Annotated in this window: 14 protein-coding genes; 13 read left to right on the plus strand and 1 reads right to left on the minus strand. The window is 38.6% G+C overall.

The window, feature by feature from the left end:
• Window positions 1–129: 129 nt before the first annotated feature.
• From rsgA to ASU02_RS12585, 8 genes are all read left to right on the plus strand, one after another.
• A complete protein-coding gene (gene rsgA, locus ASU02_RS12550) occupies window positions 130–1,209 on the plus strand; it encodes a ribosome small subunit-dependent GTPase A (RefSeq protein WP_198317435.1) in 1,080 nt (359 codons plus the stop codon).
• Window positions 1,210–1,384: 175 nt separating this feature from the next.
• A complete protein-coding gene (locus ASU02_RS12555; RefSeq protein WP_057764061.1) occupies window positions 1,385–1,555 on the plus strand; it encodes a YjcZ family sporulation protein in 171 nt (56 codons plus the stop codon).
• A 276-nt stretch (window positions 1,556–1,831) separates the two neighbouring features.
• Window positions 1,832–3,184, plus strand: a complete 1,353-nt coding sequence (locus ASU02_RS12560) for an aspartate aminotransferase family protein (RefSeq protein WP_057764063.1) — start codon at window positions 1,832–1,834, stop codon at window positions 3,182–3,184.
• On the plus strand, window positions 3,184–3,876 hold the full coding sequence (locus ASU02_RS12565; protein WP_057764065.1) for a CoA transferase subunit A: 693 nt from the start codon (window positions 3,184–3,186) through the stop codon (window positions 3,874–3,876). The genes ASU02_RS12560 and ASU02_RS12565 overlap by 1 nt, the downstream gene beginning before the upstream one ends.
• Window positions 3,861–4,499: a 3-oxoacid CoA-transferase subunit B gene (locus tag ASU02_RS12570; protein ID WP_057764067.1), complete on the plus strand. Its 639-nt coding sequence runs from the start codon at window positions 3,861–3,863 to the stop codon at window positions 4,497–4,499. Before ASU02_RS12565 ends, ASU02_RS12570 begins: the two co-directional genes overlap by 16 nt.
• Before the next feature lie 35 nt (window positions 4,500–4,534).
• Window positions 4,535–5,800 carry a peptidase gene (locus tag ASU02_RS12575; protein ID WP_057764210.1) on the plus strand — a complete coding sequence of 422 codons (1,266 nt, stop codon included), beginning with the start codon at window positions 4,535–4,537 and terminating at the stop codon, window positions 5,798–5,800.
• A gap of 96 nt (window positions 5,801–5,896) precedes the next feature.
• Window positions 5,897–6,736, plus strand: coding sequence for a putative beta-lysine N-acetyltransferase (gene ablB / locus ASU02_RS12580; RefSeq protein WP_232426246.1), 840 nt, complete (start codon window positions 5,897–5,899; stop codon window positions 6,734–6,736).
• 21 nt (window positions 6,737–6,757) lie between these two features.
• Window positions 6,758–8,152 (plus strand): sigma-54 interaction domain-containing protein, encoded by a 1,395-nt coding sequence (locus tag ASU02_RS12585; RefSeq protein WP_269745975.1) that lies wholly within the window; start codon window positions 6,758–6,760, stop codon window positions 8,150–8,152.
• Between the two features lie 48 nt (window positions 8,153–8,200).
• On the opposite strand, the gene ASU02_RS12590 is transcribed toward ASU02_RS12585, so the two are convergent.
• Window positions 8,201–8,908, minus strand: a complete 708-nt coding sequence (locus ASU02_RS12590) for a Crp/Fnr family transcriptional regulator (RefSeq protein WP_057764071.1) — start codon at window positions 8,906–8,908, stop codon at window positions 8,201–8,203.
• 203 nt (window positions 8,909–9,111) lie between these two features.
• On the opposite strand from ASU02_RS12590, the gene ASU02_RS12595 reads away from it, so the two are divergent.
• The 5 genes from ASU02_RS12595 to ASU02_RS12615 are packed head-to-tail and all read left to right on the plus strand — an operon-like array spanning window position 9,112 to window position 14,841.
• Entirely contained in the window at window positions 9,112–10,143 is a 1,032-nt protein-coding gene (locus ASU02_RS12595) for a FecCD family ABC transporter permease (protein WP_057764073.1), read from the plus strand.
• 35 nt (window positions 10,144–10,178) lie between these two features.
• Window positions 10,179–11,195 (plus strand): ABC transporter substrate-binding protein, encoded by a 1,017-nt coding sequence (locus ASU02_RS12600; protein WP_057764075.1) that lies wholly within the window; start codon window positions 10,179–10,181, stop codon window positions 11,193–11,195.
• 12 nt (window positions 11,196–11,207) lie between these two features.
• Window positions 11,208–11,996, plus strand: coding sequence for an ABC transporter ATP-binding protein (locus tag ASU02_RS12605; protein ID WP_057764077.1), 789 nt, complete (start codon window positions 11,208–11,210; stop codon window positions 11,994–11,996).
• Between the two features lie 32 nt (window positions 11,997–12,028).
• Window positions 12,029–12,985, plus strand: a complete 957-nt coding sequence (locus tag ASU02_RS12610; protein ID WP_057764079.1) for an ATP-binding protein — start codon at window positions 12,029–12,031, stop codon at window positions 12,983–12,985.
• Window positions 12,986–12,996: 11 nt separating this feature from the next.
• The gene (locus ASU02_RS12615; RefSeq protein WP_057764081.1) at window positions 12,997–14,841 is read left to right on the plus strand and encodes an AAA family ATPase; all 1,845 of its coding nucleotides are present in this window, start codon (window positions 12,997–12,999) and stop codon (window positions 14,839–14,841) included.
• Window positions 14,842–14,846 lie beyond the last annotated feature (5 nt).

Here is a 14,846-nt window from a genome sequence, read left to right on the forward strand (position 1 = left end):
TGTAGTTGACACTTGCACAGCCCAAATCCATTCTGTTTGATAGTTGTAGAATTTTGTTTATCTTTCTATGCTTATTAAACCATGGGCTGTGTTGCCTATGGTTTTTTTGTTGTACGTAAATTAAATAGCATGGAGGAACATTCATTGAAATTACAAACATTTGGTTTTAACGATTATTTTGAAAATGAGTTTGAACAATATAAAGAAGCGGGCTATGAGGTAGGACGGGTCGCTCTTGAGCATAAAAGAATGTATCGTGTTTGGACAGAAGAAGAAGAGCTTTTATGTGAAGTGTCTGGTAAATTCTCCTTTGTAGCAGCATCAAGAGATGATTATCCTGCGGTGGGAGATTGGGTTGTTCTGAAAACGAGGGCAGGAGAAAATCGTGCAACGATTCATGCGGTTCTGCCTAGAAAAAGCAAGTTTTCAAGAAAAGCAGCTGGAATTAATACGGAAGAGCAAATTGTTGCTGCGAATGTGGATACAATCTTTCTAGTTAATTCACTAAATGATGACTTAAACTTAAGACGGATAGAAAGATATTTGCTGCTATCCTGGGAAAGCGGGGCTAACCCTGTAATTGTCTTAACGAAAGCTGATTTATGCAATGATTTAGAAGAAAAGCTTGCTGCAGTCGAAGCAATTGCAATGGGGGTTCCGGTCGTATCTGTCAGTGTGGTTGAAGAGAGAGGTCTTGAAGATATTCAGCCATATTTGATACCGGGAAAAACAATCGCACTCCTTGGTTCATCTGGTGTGGGAAAGTCTACTTTAACAAACTGCCTATTAGGCGATGAAAAACAAAAGGTACAAACGATTCGTGAAGGGGACGATAAGGGCAGACATACAACCACCCATAGAGAACTGATTTTGCTGCCACAGGGAACAGTATTGATTGATACGCCTGGGATGCGGGAGCTGCAGCTTTGGGACAGTGAGAACGGTTTGGCTGAAAGCTTTACAGATATTGAGTCTATGGCAGACGAATGTAAATTTCGAGATTGCACACATGAGAATGAACCAGGCTGTGCGGTCATTCACTCAATCGAAAATGGCCTATTGGATCAAAATCGCTTAACTAGTTATAAAAAGCTTCAAAAAGAATTAGCCTATCTTGAAAGAAAGCAGGATAAACGTGCGCAGTCTGAAGAGAAAAAACGCTGGAAAAGCATCAGCAGCGGCTTGAAGCAGAAGTATAAAAAAGTATAATGATAAACACAATGCCTCTTCCATAAGAAGAGGTTATTTTTATATTAAAAACTAGTGGTCTGCTCACTAGTATATAAACTTTTCCAGATTATTTGGGCAAATACCCGTACAGGTCAAGCACCTATAACATAATTTAATATGGAAAATGCCCTATAACTTATGAGGAGTGAATAGTATGCAATATGGATATGGTTGCGGTTATGATCCGTGTTTTTCAGGATACGGTTATCCAGTAGCTGGTGCTTATGGAGGGAATTGCTGCGGATTTTCAGGTGGCTTTGCATTGATTGTTGTGTTGTTTATTCTTTTAATTATCATCGGTGCAAGCTGCTTTGGTGCTTGGTAAATAAACATTTCGAACTGTCTCCTTATAAGAGACAGTTTTTTAAATTTTAGGAGCTGAATATTGATTATAGTATCCGCTGTACAGAAAAATGCGTGGGACTCTATTGAAAAGGGGTGTTTAGAGCGAAAATCAGCAACAAAAATTTAAACTTAGGATACATAATAAAATAGAATAATAGAATTTCATATTCTCTAAGAAAGAATTAGACAATCCTTTCATATACTTAATTAGCTGAAAAAAGTTAAGGACTTGCTTTAAGCTGGATGGAGGGAGATTATGACGCAAACAAATTTAATTAAGCCGATGCTGGAAACGATTTATCCCGTCATTGATTATGGAAAAGGGGTTTACTTGTACGACAAAACTGGAAAAGAATATTTGGATGCATCATCAGGAGCGATTACCGCAAATATTGGTCATGGAGTGGAGGAGATTATTGAGGCCATGCATGAACAAGCGAAGCGGGTTTCTTTTGTCTACCGCTCACAGTTTACGAGTGATGCTGCAGAAAATTTAGCAAGAAAGATTGCAGAGTTATCAGTTGGTGATTTAAATTGGAGCTTTTTTGTGAATAGTGGTTCAGAAGCGACAGAAACGGCAATGAAAATCGCGATTCAATATTGGCAGGAAAAAGGCATATACACAAAAAACAAAGTCCTTTCACGATGGATGAGTTATCACGGCATCACTCTTGGAGCTCTCTCGATGTCAGGACACACAGGAAGAAGAGCTAGATTCATCCCGCTTCTTGAAGACTTTCCTGTTATACATCCGCCTTACTGTTATAGATGCCCTTATAATCGTGAGGCTCCTGAATGCGGATATGTTTGTGCACAAGAGCTTGATACGGTGATAAAACGTATCGGTGCAGAACAAATCGCCGCATTTATTGCAGAACCAATTATTGGTGCTTCTGGCGGAGCAATCACACCTCCAAAAGATTACTATAAGGTGATCAAAGAAATTTGCGAGAAAAACAACATTCTTTTCATCGCTGATGAAGTGATGACTGGGTTTGGTCGGACTGGCCCAATGCTGGCATGTGAACACTGGGACATAAAGCCAGATATCGTCGCACTTGGAAAAGGAATGGGTGCCGGGTATGCGCCGATTGCTGCTGCATTAGTTAGCGATCGAATTATGGAGCCTATTTTACAAGGATCGAAGGTTGTTATGAGTGGCCACACATTAAGTGCAAATCCTCAAAGCTGTGCTGTATCCTTAGCAGTCTTGGAATATTTGGATAAAAACGAAATTATGAAAGAGATTGACGAAAAAAGCACATATATATTTAAAAAACTATATGAGCTTCAGAAGATGTTTCCAGTCATCGGGGATATTCGTGGAAAAGGATTGATGATTGGTCTGGAATTTGTGGAAAATCAAAAGGATAAAACGCCTTTTCCCCGCTCATTTCTTTTCACGCAAAAGCTTATTGGTCAAGCAGAAAAATGCGGGCTAATCGTCTATCCGGCAGGTTCGGGGATAGATGGAGTGAATGGGGATGCAGTCTTAATTGCCCCGCCTCTAACGATAACGATTCCCGAAATTGATGAATTAGTAAAACGCCTGCATGAAACACTCCGATTATTCACAGCAATCTATTTAATAATCGAGGATGATGCTTAATGGAAAACTCCTATAATAAAATCATCACAATTGAACGAGCAATGGAGAACTTTCAAGATGGAATGACCATTATTTTTGGCGGATTTGGAGGCATTGGATCCCCTCCAACGATTATTGATGGCATACTTGATAAAGAAGTAAAAGAATTAACGCTAATTGGAAATGACACAGGATTCCCTCACATCGGCATCGGCAAGATTGTAAGTGAAGGAAGAGCGGCAAAAATTATTGCTTCCCACATCGGTTCAAACCCTGTTGCTGGTCAGTTAATGACCGAAGGCAAACTGGAAGTTGAATTTTCACCACAAGGAATTTTAGCTGAAAGAATTCGTGCAGGTGGAGTAGGATTGGGAGCGATTTTATCAGATATCGGAATGGATAATGAAATGGTTGCTGATGGAAAACAAAGGGTGATAGTGGAAGGAAAGGAATACTTAGTTGAAACCGCATTAAAGGGTGACGTTTCCATAATTTATGCCAAAAAAGCAGATCCATACGGTAACTTAATTTATGACAAAAGCGCTCGAAATACAAATCCTTTAGTCGCAATGGCTGGGAATATCACGATTGCCGAGGTAGAGGAAATTGTACCGCTAGGAAGCTTAGAACCTCATGAAATTACAACCCCAGGTGTGTTTGTTGATTATATTGTTCCTTCAAAAGGGGTGAATTGGACATGGGCTTGGGAATAGATGTCCGAAATCGGATCGCCAAAAGAGCAGCCGAGGAAATCAAGAACGGGATGGTAGTGAATTTAGGGATTGGCATTCCTTCTCTTGTACCTAATCATTTACCGGATCATGTCAATGTTATGTTTCATGCGGAAAATGGTATCACGGGGATGGGACCAAGCCCGAAAAAGGGAGAAGAGGATGAAAATCTATGCAATGCTGGAGGATTTCCTGTAACAGTGGTGGCGGGAGCTTCTTATTGTGATAGTGCAATTTCCTTTGGGATGATTCGCAGAGGCAGAGTGGATATGACGATCCTTGGTTCTTTAGAAGTTAGCGAAAATGGTGATCTTGCCAATTGGATCGTTCCAGGAAAAAAAGTGCCGGGAATGGGCGGAGCTATGGAGCTTGCTCAAAAAGCAAAAAAAGTCATTGTGTTAATGAATCATGTAGATAAGCATGGGAAACCAAAGATTGTGAAAGAATGCTCTCTGCCACTAACCTCAGCGAGATGTGTGGATTTAATAATCACGGAAATGGGTGTATTTGTGGTAACGAATGATGGCTTACATTTAAAAGAAATATTTCCACCATATTCATTTCAAGAGATTAAAACAAATACAGGCTGTAGTTTTCAATGGTAGGCATGTTTCTAAAGGGTGAAAAAGGGAGTGTTGTCATGCAGGCAGAAAAGAAAATAAAAGAGTGGCTCGGTGTAAATCGCCCAAAAGGAATACGCTTTCTTCAGCGGCTTGTACAAGAAGGAAGTACAAGGGGAAATGAAAGCAAAGCACAGGCAATTATCATAGAAAAATGCCGAAAGCTGGGCCTTTCATTAGATATTTGGGAAATAGGAGAGGATGTGCTGCTAAAGCATCCTGTTTTTTGTACGGATCGAACAGATTTCACGGGAAATCCAAATGTTGTCGGGATATTAAAAGGAACTGGCGGCGGGCGCTCCATCCTATTAAATGGGCATATTGATGTTGTGCCAGAAGGGGATAGGAAGGATTGGCAGCATGATCCTTTCAGCGGCTTGCTGGAGGATGGAAAATTATATGGCAGAGGTTCAACAGATATGAAAGGAGGAACCGTTTCTCTTATTCTTGCAATGGAAGCGATCATTCAATCTGGGATTCAATTAAAAGGTGATGTTATCTTTCAAAGTGTTATAGAGGAAGAGAGCGGAGGGGCAGGGACCTTAGCAGCCGTATTAAGAGGCTATACAGCGGATGGGGCAATTATCCCCGAGCCGACAAATATGAAGCTCTTTCCAAAGCAGCAAGGCTCGATGTGGTTTCGAATTACAGTGAAAGGGCGCTCGGCACATGGCGGGACGCGTTACGAAGGAATCAATGCCATTGAAAAAGCGATGCTTGTAATAATGAAGCTGCAAGAGCTTGAAGAGAAGCGAAATATGAGGATCACCGAACCTCTGTATCAAAATACGCCAATTCCGGTTCCTATTAACATAGGGAAAATTTATAGCGGGGAATGGCCTTCATCTGTGCCTGATCTAGCAATTATCGAAGGAAGGATCGGGGTTGCACCGAACGAGGAAATGAAGGATGTAGAAAAAGAATTGGAAAACTGCCTGCTAGAACTAGCACAAACAGATGCATGGCTAAGTAAGAGTCTGCCGAAAGTTGAATGGTTTGGCGGAAGATGGCTGCCTGGAAATCTAGATTCAAATCATCCACTGATGGAAACATTAACAACTTGCTTTGAAAAAGTTAAAGATACAAGACCAATCATTGAAGCATCACCATGGGGAACTGATGGGGGAATACTATCACGGGTTGGTGATACTCCAGTTGTCGTATTCGGACCTGGTGTGACAGAGGTCGCCCATGATGCAAATGAATATATTTCAATTAATGATGTGTTTGAAGCAGCCGAAATCATCGCCTTAGCTATACTAGATTGGTGTGAAATAGATTCCTAGTTTATGGTAGTATAAAATTAGTTACCGTTAATGCAAACGTATCATAATGCCTGGCCAAACTTGGCTGGGCTTTTTGAAAATAAGGAGGAGGTAAGAGTGAATACACAATTAATATTCAATGAAGATTCCGCGGCAGAAATATATATAGATGTTTTTAATAAACGTCTCCGTGTGGACGACATAAGGGGAAATATTGATAAAGCAATTGAAAAAGCTGAAGAATTAGTACAAGCTTATCAAGCAGAAAAACTAATTGTTAAAGGAAGACAAGAGCAGTACGAAAAGCTAGTTGAGCACGGGTTTCAATGTGAGGCAGTGATTGATGGCTATTTTCTTGGTTCCAACTTGGTATTCTTTTGTAAATACTACACGATTAAGAGAAGGACAAGCCAACAATGGATCCAAGAGGATCAAATTATTAAACAAGTTCTTGCACTCGAAGGACAGAAGCAAACAACACCTCCAGCCGAATACAAAATTAAAAAATGCAGTTATGATGATGCAGATGCTCTCGCACTCCTCTACGGAAACGTGTTTCAAATCTACCCGACTCCGCTGTATGATCCGCAATATATAAGAAGAACGCTTGATGAAGGAACGATCTATTATAGCTTCCAAACTAATGGAGTAATAGTTAGTGCTGCCTCTGCTGAAGTAAACTCCTTTTACAAAAATGCTGAACTTACGGATTGTGCTACACTGCCTGAACATAGAAAACATGGATTAATGAAAATTTTATTAGAAAAGCTTGAAGAAGAGCTAAGGTTGGCTAACATTTATTGTGCATATTCAATCGCTAGGTCGCTTTCCTTCGGGATGAACGCAGCTCTGCATCAGTTAAGTTATTCCTATAGAGGTCGATTAATGAATAATTGCTATATCTTTGACAAGCTAGAGGACATGAATGTATGGGTGAAGGACCTTTCGAAAGGATAGGGGGAGATTGAAATCACTGAAATGAAAGTGAATTCAAGTGAAGTACTTTCAGCAATATTAAAGGCAATTGATGAAGGAATTCATGTTGTAGATTTACATGGGAATACCATTTACTATAATGAGATTGCAGCAAAACATGATGGAATGACAGTAAAAGAAGTATTGGGAAGGCCCTTATTATCCGTATTTCCATCCTTATCTGAACAAACGAGCACCTTATTAAAGGTCATGAGGACAAGTAAACCGATATATAATCAAACCCAAGTCTATGTCAATGTTCATGGGGAGCAGATTGAGACAATAAATACTACCCTGCCCATTCGGGTTGATGGAGAAATTGCAGGTGCAGTTGAAATTGCAAAAGATTACTCGCGAATAAAAAATCTTTCTGAGAGTTTACTAGATTTACAGAAAAAAATGAATGGGCAAACAAATAAAAGAAGGAAAAATCCGAGTGGAACACAGTATACACTGGATAGTTTGTTAACTGTAAATTCGGAACTAATGGAAGTAAAAAAAGAAGCAAAGAAGCTTGCAAAGTCCGATTCACCGATTATGGTTTTTGGGGAAAGCGGGTGCGGGAAGGAACTATTGGTTCAAGGGATCCATCATGCTTCATTACGGCCGAACGGTCCATTTATTGCACAAAATTGTGCGGCCATTCCAGAATCCTTATTAGAAAGTATTTTATTTGGGACTTCTAAAGGAAGCTACACAGGGGCCGTTGAACGCCCTGGCTTATTTGAACTTGCTGATGGAGGAACGCTTTTTCTTGATGAGATTCATATGATGCCAATTGAATTGCAGGCTAAGCTGCTTAGAGTGCTTGAAGATGGGCATGTCAGAAGGATTGGCAGCACAGAAAGCAGCTTCGTGAATGTCCGAATTATTGCAGCAATGAACATTCACCCGAAAAAGGCACTTGAAATGCAGCAAATTCGAGCGGATCTTTTTTATCGCCTGAATGTCCTTACTTTCAAACTTCTTCCGCTACGAGAAAGAAAGGAGGATCTGAGCTTTTTAACTAATCATTTTGTACAAGTATTTAATGGGGTATTTAAGAAAAGAATTAAGGGGGCAAACAGGGAACTAATATCCCTTTTTCATACTTACAGCTGGCCAGGAAATGTTAGAGAGCTCAAACATACAATTGAATATATGATGAATGTATGTGAACAAGAGTTTCTTACTGAAAACGATCTTCCTGTTATGTTAAAGCAGCATTTTCAATCAACAGCAGGGAAAACTAGCAGTTATAAGAGTTTATCCCTGAGAACAAATTTGCTGAAGCTTGAAATGGACCTTATTTCTGATGCGTTGAGACAAACGGACGGAAATATCAAACAAGCAGCTAAAATCCTCGATATTCCAAGGCAAACATTACAATATAAAATTCAGAAACTGCAAATTGAATAGGACACAAAGGGTGAGCCTTTCTGGAAAGGTTTCATCCTTTTTCTTTCCTTATCGCTCATGAACTTCAATCAATCTGCTTAGCTTTATTTTATGAATTAAAATATTTCCTTCAGCTGTAAATTTAATTACGCCTTGTTTCCTTAAATCATTTAAATACCGATTAATCGTTTCTCTAGTTGATCCAATTAGGCTTGCTAATTCACGATTGGAAAAATGGTTCTGAATCAAAATCCAATCATTATTAAGTTCGTGCCCGTATTGGTCACGGAGCCTTATTAATAATAATATGACTTGTTCGCAGAGCGGATAGAGCATTTTTTCTTCTAATCGCGATTGTAAATCAATCATTTTATCCTCCATTATATTTATTAATTTTTCGCTGATAATAGGATTTTTGTTAATGAATCGTTTAAATGGCTGTAAAGAAATGGCAAGAGCAGCTGTAGTTTTCATCGCTTCTGCATAGGCAGGATAAGTTTGCGGCCGGAAAAATCCAATATGCGGAAACATTTCCCCTTCACAAGCGATATTTACAATTTGTTCATTTCCTCTATGATCCATCCGATAAAGCTTAACCTGTCCCTCCAACAAAAAATAAATATGTTCAATTGGTTCAAACTGTGCAAATAATTGCGTTTTTCTTGTGAACGTTTTGCATTGTGTATCAATTGAAATTTCTTCGAGCTGATAGCTATGTAAGTCTTTGAAAATTTGAAATCCCTTTAATTGATTCAAGATATCTGCTGTGGCTGCCAACAAAATCACTCCTGTTTGAATTGGTAAAATATTAAAAATATGTGATTGCAATCACATGTAATGAGAAATATTATCAATTACAATTATACACATATTAGCTAATATTGATAATCATTTTCAATTAAAAAGGTGATGATAGAAATAAAAAGACAAAAATTAATAGATTTTAAGAAATTGAAGGAATTGTATGAAGGGATCATGTTATGAATCAGATAAATGAGCAAGTAGAAACAAACAGAAAACATGTTCTGCAAAAGAGAAGAATGCTCTACATTATTTGTTTTTTACTAGTTATTGCTTCCATTTTGTACGGTCTTGGAACAGGATCGGTTCAGCTTTCGATTAATGAGATTTGGGCTGGATTAACAGAGAAGAATCAAACGTTAGAACACCAAATCGTATGGAATTTACGTCTTCCAAGGATATTAACCGGGATGCTAGTAGGTATGTGCCTTGCTGTTGCTGGAGGTTTGCTGCAAGGAATTATGAGAAATCCTCTTGCAGATCCAGGAATTATTGGAATTTCCTCAGGTGCAGGACTAGTTGCTATTATTACCATGCTTATTTTTCCCCAGTATACAAGCTTATTGCCTTTTGGGGCATTTCTTGGTGCTTTCATTGCTGCGGCATTTGTATATTTGCTTGCTTGGGATGGGGGAGTTTCACCATTAAAGCTTATATTAGCGGGTGTTGCAATCAATACATTGTTGGGAGCTATTACATCTGCAATTATGATTATTTACAGTGATAAGGTTCAAGCTGTTCTCCCATGGCTAATGGGTGGATTAAGCGAAAGAAGCTGGCCTCATTTTTGGACGATATTCCCATATGCTTCAATCGGATTGATTCTCTCTTTATTTGCAGCCAGAACAGCAAATATTTTACGGCTTGGAGACGATACAGCCAAACTATTAGGTCATCATGTTGAAAAAAGCCGCTTCTTATTAATCCTCCTGAGTACTTTTCTTGCGGGTGCAGCTGTCAGTGTTGCGGGCTTGCTCGGCTTTGTAGGGCTTGTCGTTCCGCATATCATCCGAATCCTTATTGGCGATGATTATCGTTACCTACTGCCAATATCCGCATTATTTGGAGGAATGCTCGTTGTTTTTGCAGATACAGCTGCACGAAGCTGGTTTGATCCCATTGAATTGCCTGTAGGAATTTTATTAGCTAGTGTAGGCGGACCATTCTTTTTATATCTATTAAAAAAAGGAAGCATTATTGGAAAAAGATAAATGAGACTATGGAGAAAAGATGAGGGATATAGAAGATGTTAAATAGAAAAGGCTTTATTTTATTTGCAATACTGATAATTTTATTACTAACTGTTTCTGGATGCGGAAAGAACGAAGCATCATCAAAGGAAAAGTCCAATGAGGAACAGGTATCTGAAGAGAAGCAGGAGGTTTCAAAAGAGGAAAAAGCAGAACAATCAACTTCTATTACTGTTACGGATCTTGCAGACAATGAAGTGAAATTTGAAGAAGCTCCGAAGCGAATCATTGCATTTAGTTCAGGGGATATGGAAACGATTTATGCCTTGGGAGGAGAGGTTGTTGGCCGGCCAACTATTGAAGGAGATCTCCAAGTAGAGGAAGCAAAGGATGTGCCAGAAATCGGTTCCACAAACAGCATTAATATTGAAAAGGTCGCTGAGCTTAGCCCTGATTTAGTTATTGCACATAAACAATTAAATGCAAAGGATATTCCTGCACTAAAGCAACTAGGAATTAATGTCTTATTAACTGGTGCACAATCAATTGATGAAATTAATCAATCAATTGAAATGCTAGGAATGGTGATGGATAAAGAGGAAGAAGCAACGAAATTAATGACAGAAATCAATACGAAAATAGCAGAATTTAAAGATTTAAATGACGAAAAGCTTCGCTCAATGATCATATTTGGTGTTCCAGGCAACTGGATGGTGGCATTGCCAAATTCATTATCAGGCAATTTCCTAGAAGCCATTGGCGGCTATAACATTGCAAAGGATTATCCGAAATTAGAAAAATTCCCTCAATATGCACAGTTAAATATTGAACGGATTATTGAAGCCGATCCAGAAGCCATTTTCTTAATTACACCAGGCTCTGCTGAAGCAGCAAAGGTTAGCTTTATAAAGGAAATAGAAAAAAATCCATCATGGAAAAATGTGTATGCTGTTAAAAATGAACATTTTGTATTATTGCCAAATCACTTATTTGGATCGAATCCAGGGCCGCGTGTTATTGAATCATTGGATTACTTAAACAAAGAACTTCAGAAGATTTTGCAGGAAAAATAAAGGAGGATTTTGATGCCAATTTCATTTGCAGCAGAGCATGTCAGCTATAAGCAGTCATCAACTTTTTCCATTCATAATTTATCTTTACACGTTCAATCAGAAAAAATTACGAGCATTATCGGTCCGAATGGGTCAGGTAAATCAACATTGCTGCGAATAATGACGAATCTGATTCATCCAAACGAGGGCTATGTTTCAATTGATGGAAAAAAAGTTTCTATCATTCATTCACGTGAACTGGCGAAAACCATTACGATGCTTACGCAAACTCAGAATAATGAACTTGAATTAACCGTTAGGGATCTTGTTTCACACGGCAGGCTCCCACACCGTAAATGGTATGAAAATTTATCACAAAAAGATGAGGAAATGATTAATTGGGCCATTTATATTACTAATCTTACTCATTTACAGCATCAATCACTTAAAAGACTTTCTGGCGGTGAGCGGCAGCGTGCTTGGATTGCTATGGCTGTCGTTCAATCTCCAAAGATTCTCTTGCTCGATGAGCCAACAACCTATTTAGATATTGCACACCAGCTAGAAATTATGGACCTAGTAAAGTATTTAAATAAAGAATTGCATATGACAATTATGATGGTGCTTCATGATATTAATCAAGCATCTAAATATAGTGATCACATTGTTGTCATGAAAAATGGTGAAATTTATACATCAGGAAAACCAATAGAAGTAATTAATCAAAATCTATTTAGAACCGTTTTTTCAATAGATGCAAAAATAAGTGATGAAGACGGTGCTCCTTTTTTTACACCAAAAAGCCTAATAAATAGAAAGTAGTACATGGTTTACAAATTACAAGGAGGATAAAAATGGTTCAACATAAATTGTATCCTTTAACAGCAATTGTTGGTCAGGATAATATGAAGCTAGCATTAATCTTAAATGTAATTAATCCATCTCTTGGCGGAGTGTTAATTCGCGGGGAAAAAGGGACAGCGAAATCTACCGCGGTCAGGGCACTAGCAGAAATTATTCCTTCCTGGGCGATGAATGAAGAGTATGTATCTGCATCATTAAAGGTCATTGATTTGCCAATTAGTGCTACAGAGGATCGGGTAGTGGGAACAATAGATGTGGAATATGCCATTAAAACAGGTGAAAAGAAATTCGAACCTGGCATTCTAGCCGAAGCACATAATCAGATTTTGTACGTCGATGAAGTTAATCTTCTAGAGGATCACATTGTTGATGTCCTTTTAGATGCTGCAGCTATGGGAGTCAATGTGATTGAACGTGAAGGAATTTCACATTCCCACCCAGCCAAATTTATTTTGGTAGGAACAATGAATCCGGAGGAAGGTGATTTAAGACCACAGCTCCTTGACCGATTTGCCTTATCAGTAGAGGTTTATGGGGAGAAGGAACTGAGTAAGCGAATGGAGGTTATTCAGCGAAGATTACAATTTGAAGATAACCCTGATGTATTTATTGAACGGTTTAATGATGATCAGCACAACTTAAGAAATTCGATTTTATCTGCAAGAGACATACTTAAAGATGTAGTTGTTTCTGATCAGCTGATTGAAATGGCTGTGAAAATCGCAATTATGAATGAAGTGGAAGGGCATCGATGTGATATAACGATGATAAAGACGGCGATCACCATTGCTGCATTTGAAAATCGAACAAAAGTTAATGTTGAGGATATTTCAAGAGCAGCAACCCTTGTTGTGCCACATCGCTTAAAAAGAAAGCCTTTTGAAAAACGAACATTTGATACAGCTATTATTGAATCGGTAATAAATAGTTATCAAGTGCTGCAATAGAGGTGTCAAAAATGAATGGGAAATGGTCGTACCCCTTTACAGCAATATATGGACAGGAGAAAGCTAAAAAGGCCATTCTCCTTGCCTTAATAAACCCAAAAATAGGCGGTGTATTGCTTGCAGGTGATAAAGGGACTGCTAAATCTACTTTAGTCAGAGGAATTTTGCCCTTGCTAGAAGAGTCAGCCTCATTAATTGAGCTTCCGCTAAATGCAACGAAAGAGCAGATTCTCGGCGGAATAAATTTTGAACATGTATTAAAGACTGGAAAAAGAAAAGTCCAGCACGGGTTATTGGCTAGAGCCCATGGGAAAATCTTATACATAGATGAAGTCAACCTTTTATCTAATGGTGTGGCAAATATACTAATGAATGTGAAAGAAACGAAAAAAATCAAGATTGAAAGTGAAGGAATCTCATTTGATTATTATTCTGATTTCTTGTTAATTGGAACGATGAATCCAGAGGAAGGGATGCTTTCATCAAAATTCTTGGATCGGTTTGGTTTGTATGTACATGTTAAGGGAGAAACAGATATTCAGCTAAGAAAGAAAATTATTGAGAGCAGATTGGCATATGAACGTGATAAAGAAGGCTTTTGTAAGCAGCAACAGCGGCAGCTTGCTGATCTGCAAAACCACATCCAGCAGGCTAAGAGATTACTTGCGAAGCTCTCCGTGCAAGAAGAAATAGAGAGGTTTGCAGCTGAAATCACCTTACAAGCATGCTGTGAAGGGCATCGTGCCGACTTGCTTCTTATTGAAACAGCTAAGGCAATGGCCGCTCTCAATCAAGAAAAAACATTATCTATAGTGCATATACAGGAGGCAGCCGAATTTGTGCTTCCACACCGTATTCGTGATGTAAATAATCAGCAGCAAAAAGAATCAAGTAAAGATGAGTCTTTTCAAACTGAAATAGAGAATAATCAGACAGAGATGGAGAGTATAAAGGAACCGTTTCACGCAGAACAGATAAATAAGAATGGGGAATTTGAACAAGAAAGCATTATAAAGGAAAGTGTGGAAGCGCCACATGAATTAATTGATTTGTCTCTTATCGAGCCTTTTGTGCAAAAAAGCTCAATAAGAAAAGAAGGCAATGGAAAAAGGACACGTACAATAACGTCAAAAAAAATCGGCCGCTATATTAAAAGCAAGCTTCCAATAGGGAAGCCATCCGACATCGCTTTTGATGCCACAATAAGAGTAGCAGCAAGATATCAAAAAGTAAGGAAATCGAATGGCAATTTTATTGTCATTCATTCTTCAGATCTTCGGCAAAAGGTGAGGGAAAAGCGTACAGGAAATTTGATATTATTTTTAGTCGATGCAAGCGGTTCCATGGGTGTAAAAAAACGGATGAGCATCGTAAAATCAGCGATATTATCTTTACTGCAAGAGGCGTATCAAAAAAGAGACAAAGTTGGGTTAATTACCTTTTCAAATGATGAAAGCAAGGTTCTGCTTGAACCGACTAGAAGTATTGAGCTTGCAAATAAAGAATTAGCTGAAATTCCGACGGGCGGAAATACCCCTTTAGCATTAGGACTTGAAACGGCCTTGAATAAAATAAGGTTGATCAATTATAAAGAACCTGATTATGCACCGTTTCTAGTTTTAATCACTGATGGTCGTGCTAATTCAATGAAATCAGCTGATAATCAATGGAAGGCTGCAATAACAATATGTGATGAGATTCAGTCTCAAAAGATAAAAAGCATGGTTATTGATACAGAAACAGGATTTATCCAACTGGGACTTGCCAAAGAATTAGCAAAGGAATTAGGCGCATCGTATTGCAAAATGGAAGATATTCGTTCAGACAGTATTGTGAAAGCAATTACTTCTAGTTGAGGAGG

This window comes from Cytobacillus praedii, from assembly GCF_001439605.1.
GTDB classification, from domain to species: domain Bacteria; phylum Bacillota; class Bacilli; order Bacillales; family Cytobacillaceae; genus Cytobacillus; species Cytobacillus praedii.

Excerpts from the sequence above, each read along its gene's own strand:
- ASU02_RS12575 (WP_057764210.1), top strand. The coding sequence starts at position 4,535 with ATGCAGGCAGAAAAGAAAATAAAAGAGTGGCTCGGTGTAAATCGCCCA.
- ASU02_RS12570 (WP_057764067.1), top strand. The coding sequence starts at position 3,861 with ATGGGCTTGGGAATAGATGTCCGAAATCGGATCGCCAAAAGAGCAGCC.
- ASU02_RS12555 (WP_057764061.1), top strand. The coding sequence starts at position 1,385 with ATGCAATATGGATATGGTTGCGGTTATGATCCGTGTTTTTCAGGATAC.
- ASU02_RS12610 (WP_057764079.1), top strand. The coding sequence starts at position 12,029 with ATGGTTCAACATAAATTGTATCCTTTAACAGCAATTGTTGGTCAGGAT.
- rsgA (WP_198317435.1), top strand. The coding sequence starts at position 130 with ATGGAGGAACATTCATTGAAATTACAAACATTTGGTTTTAACGATTAT.
- ASU02_RS12585 (WP_269745975.1), top strand. The coding sequence starts at position 6,758 with ATGAAAGTGAATTCAAGTGAAGTACTTTCAGCAATATTAAAGGCAATT.
- ASU02_RS12615 (WP_057764081.1), top strand. The coding sequence starts at position 12,997 with ATGAATGGGAAATGGTCGTACCCCTTTACAGCAATATATGGACAGGAG.
- ASU02_RS12565 (WP_057764065.1), top strand. The coding sequence starts at position 3,184 with ATGGAAAACTCCTATAATAAAATCATCACAATTGAACGAGCAATGGAG.
- ASU02_RS12605 (WP_057764077.1), top strand. The coding sequence starts at position 11,208 with ATGCCAATTTCATTTGCAGCAGAGCATGTCAGCTATAAGCAGTCATCA.
- ASU02_RS12595 (WP_057764073.1), top strand. The coding sequence starts at position 9,112 with ATGAATCAGATAAATGAGCAAGTAGAAACAAACAGAAAACATGTTCTG.
- ASU02_RS12560 (WP_057764063.1), top strand. The coding sequence starts at position 1,832 with ATGACGCAAACAAATTTAATTAAGCCGATGCTGGAAACGATTTATCCC.
- ASU02_RS12600 (WP_057764075.1), top strand. The coding sequence starts at position 10,179 with ATGTTAAATAGAAAAGGCTTTATTTTATTTGCAATACTGATAATTTTA.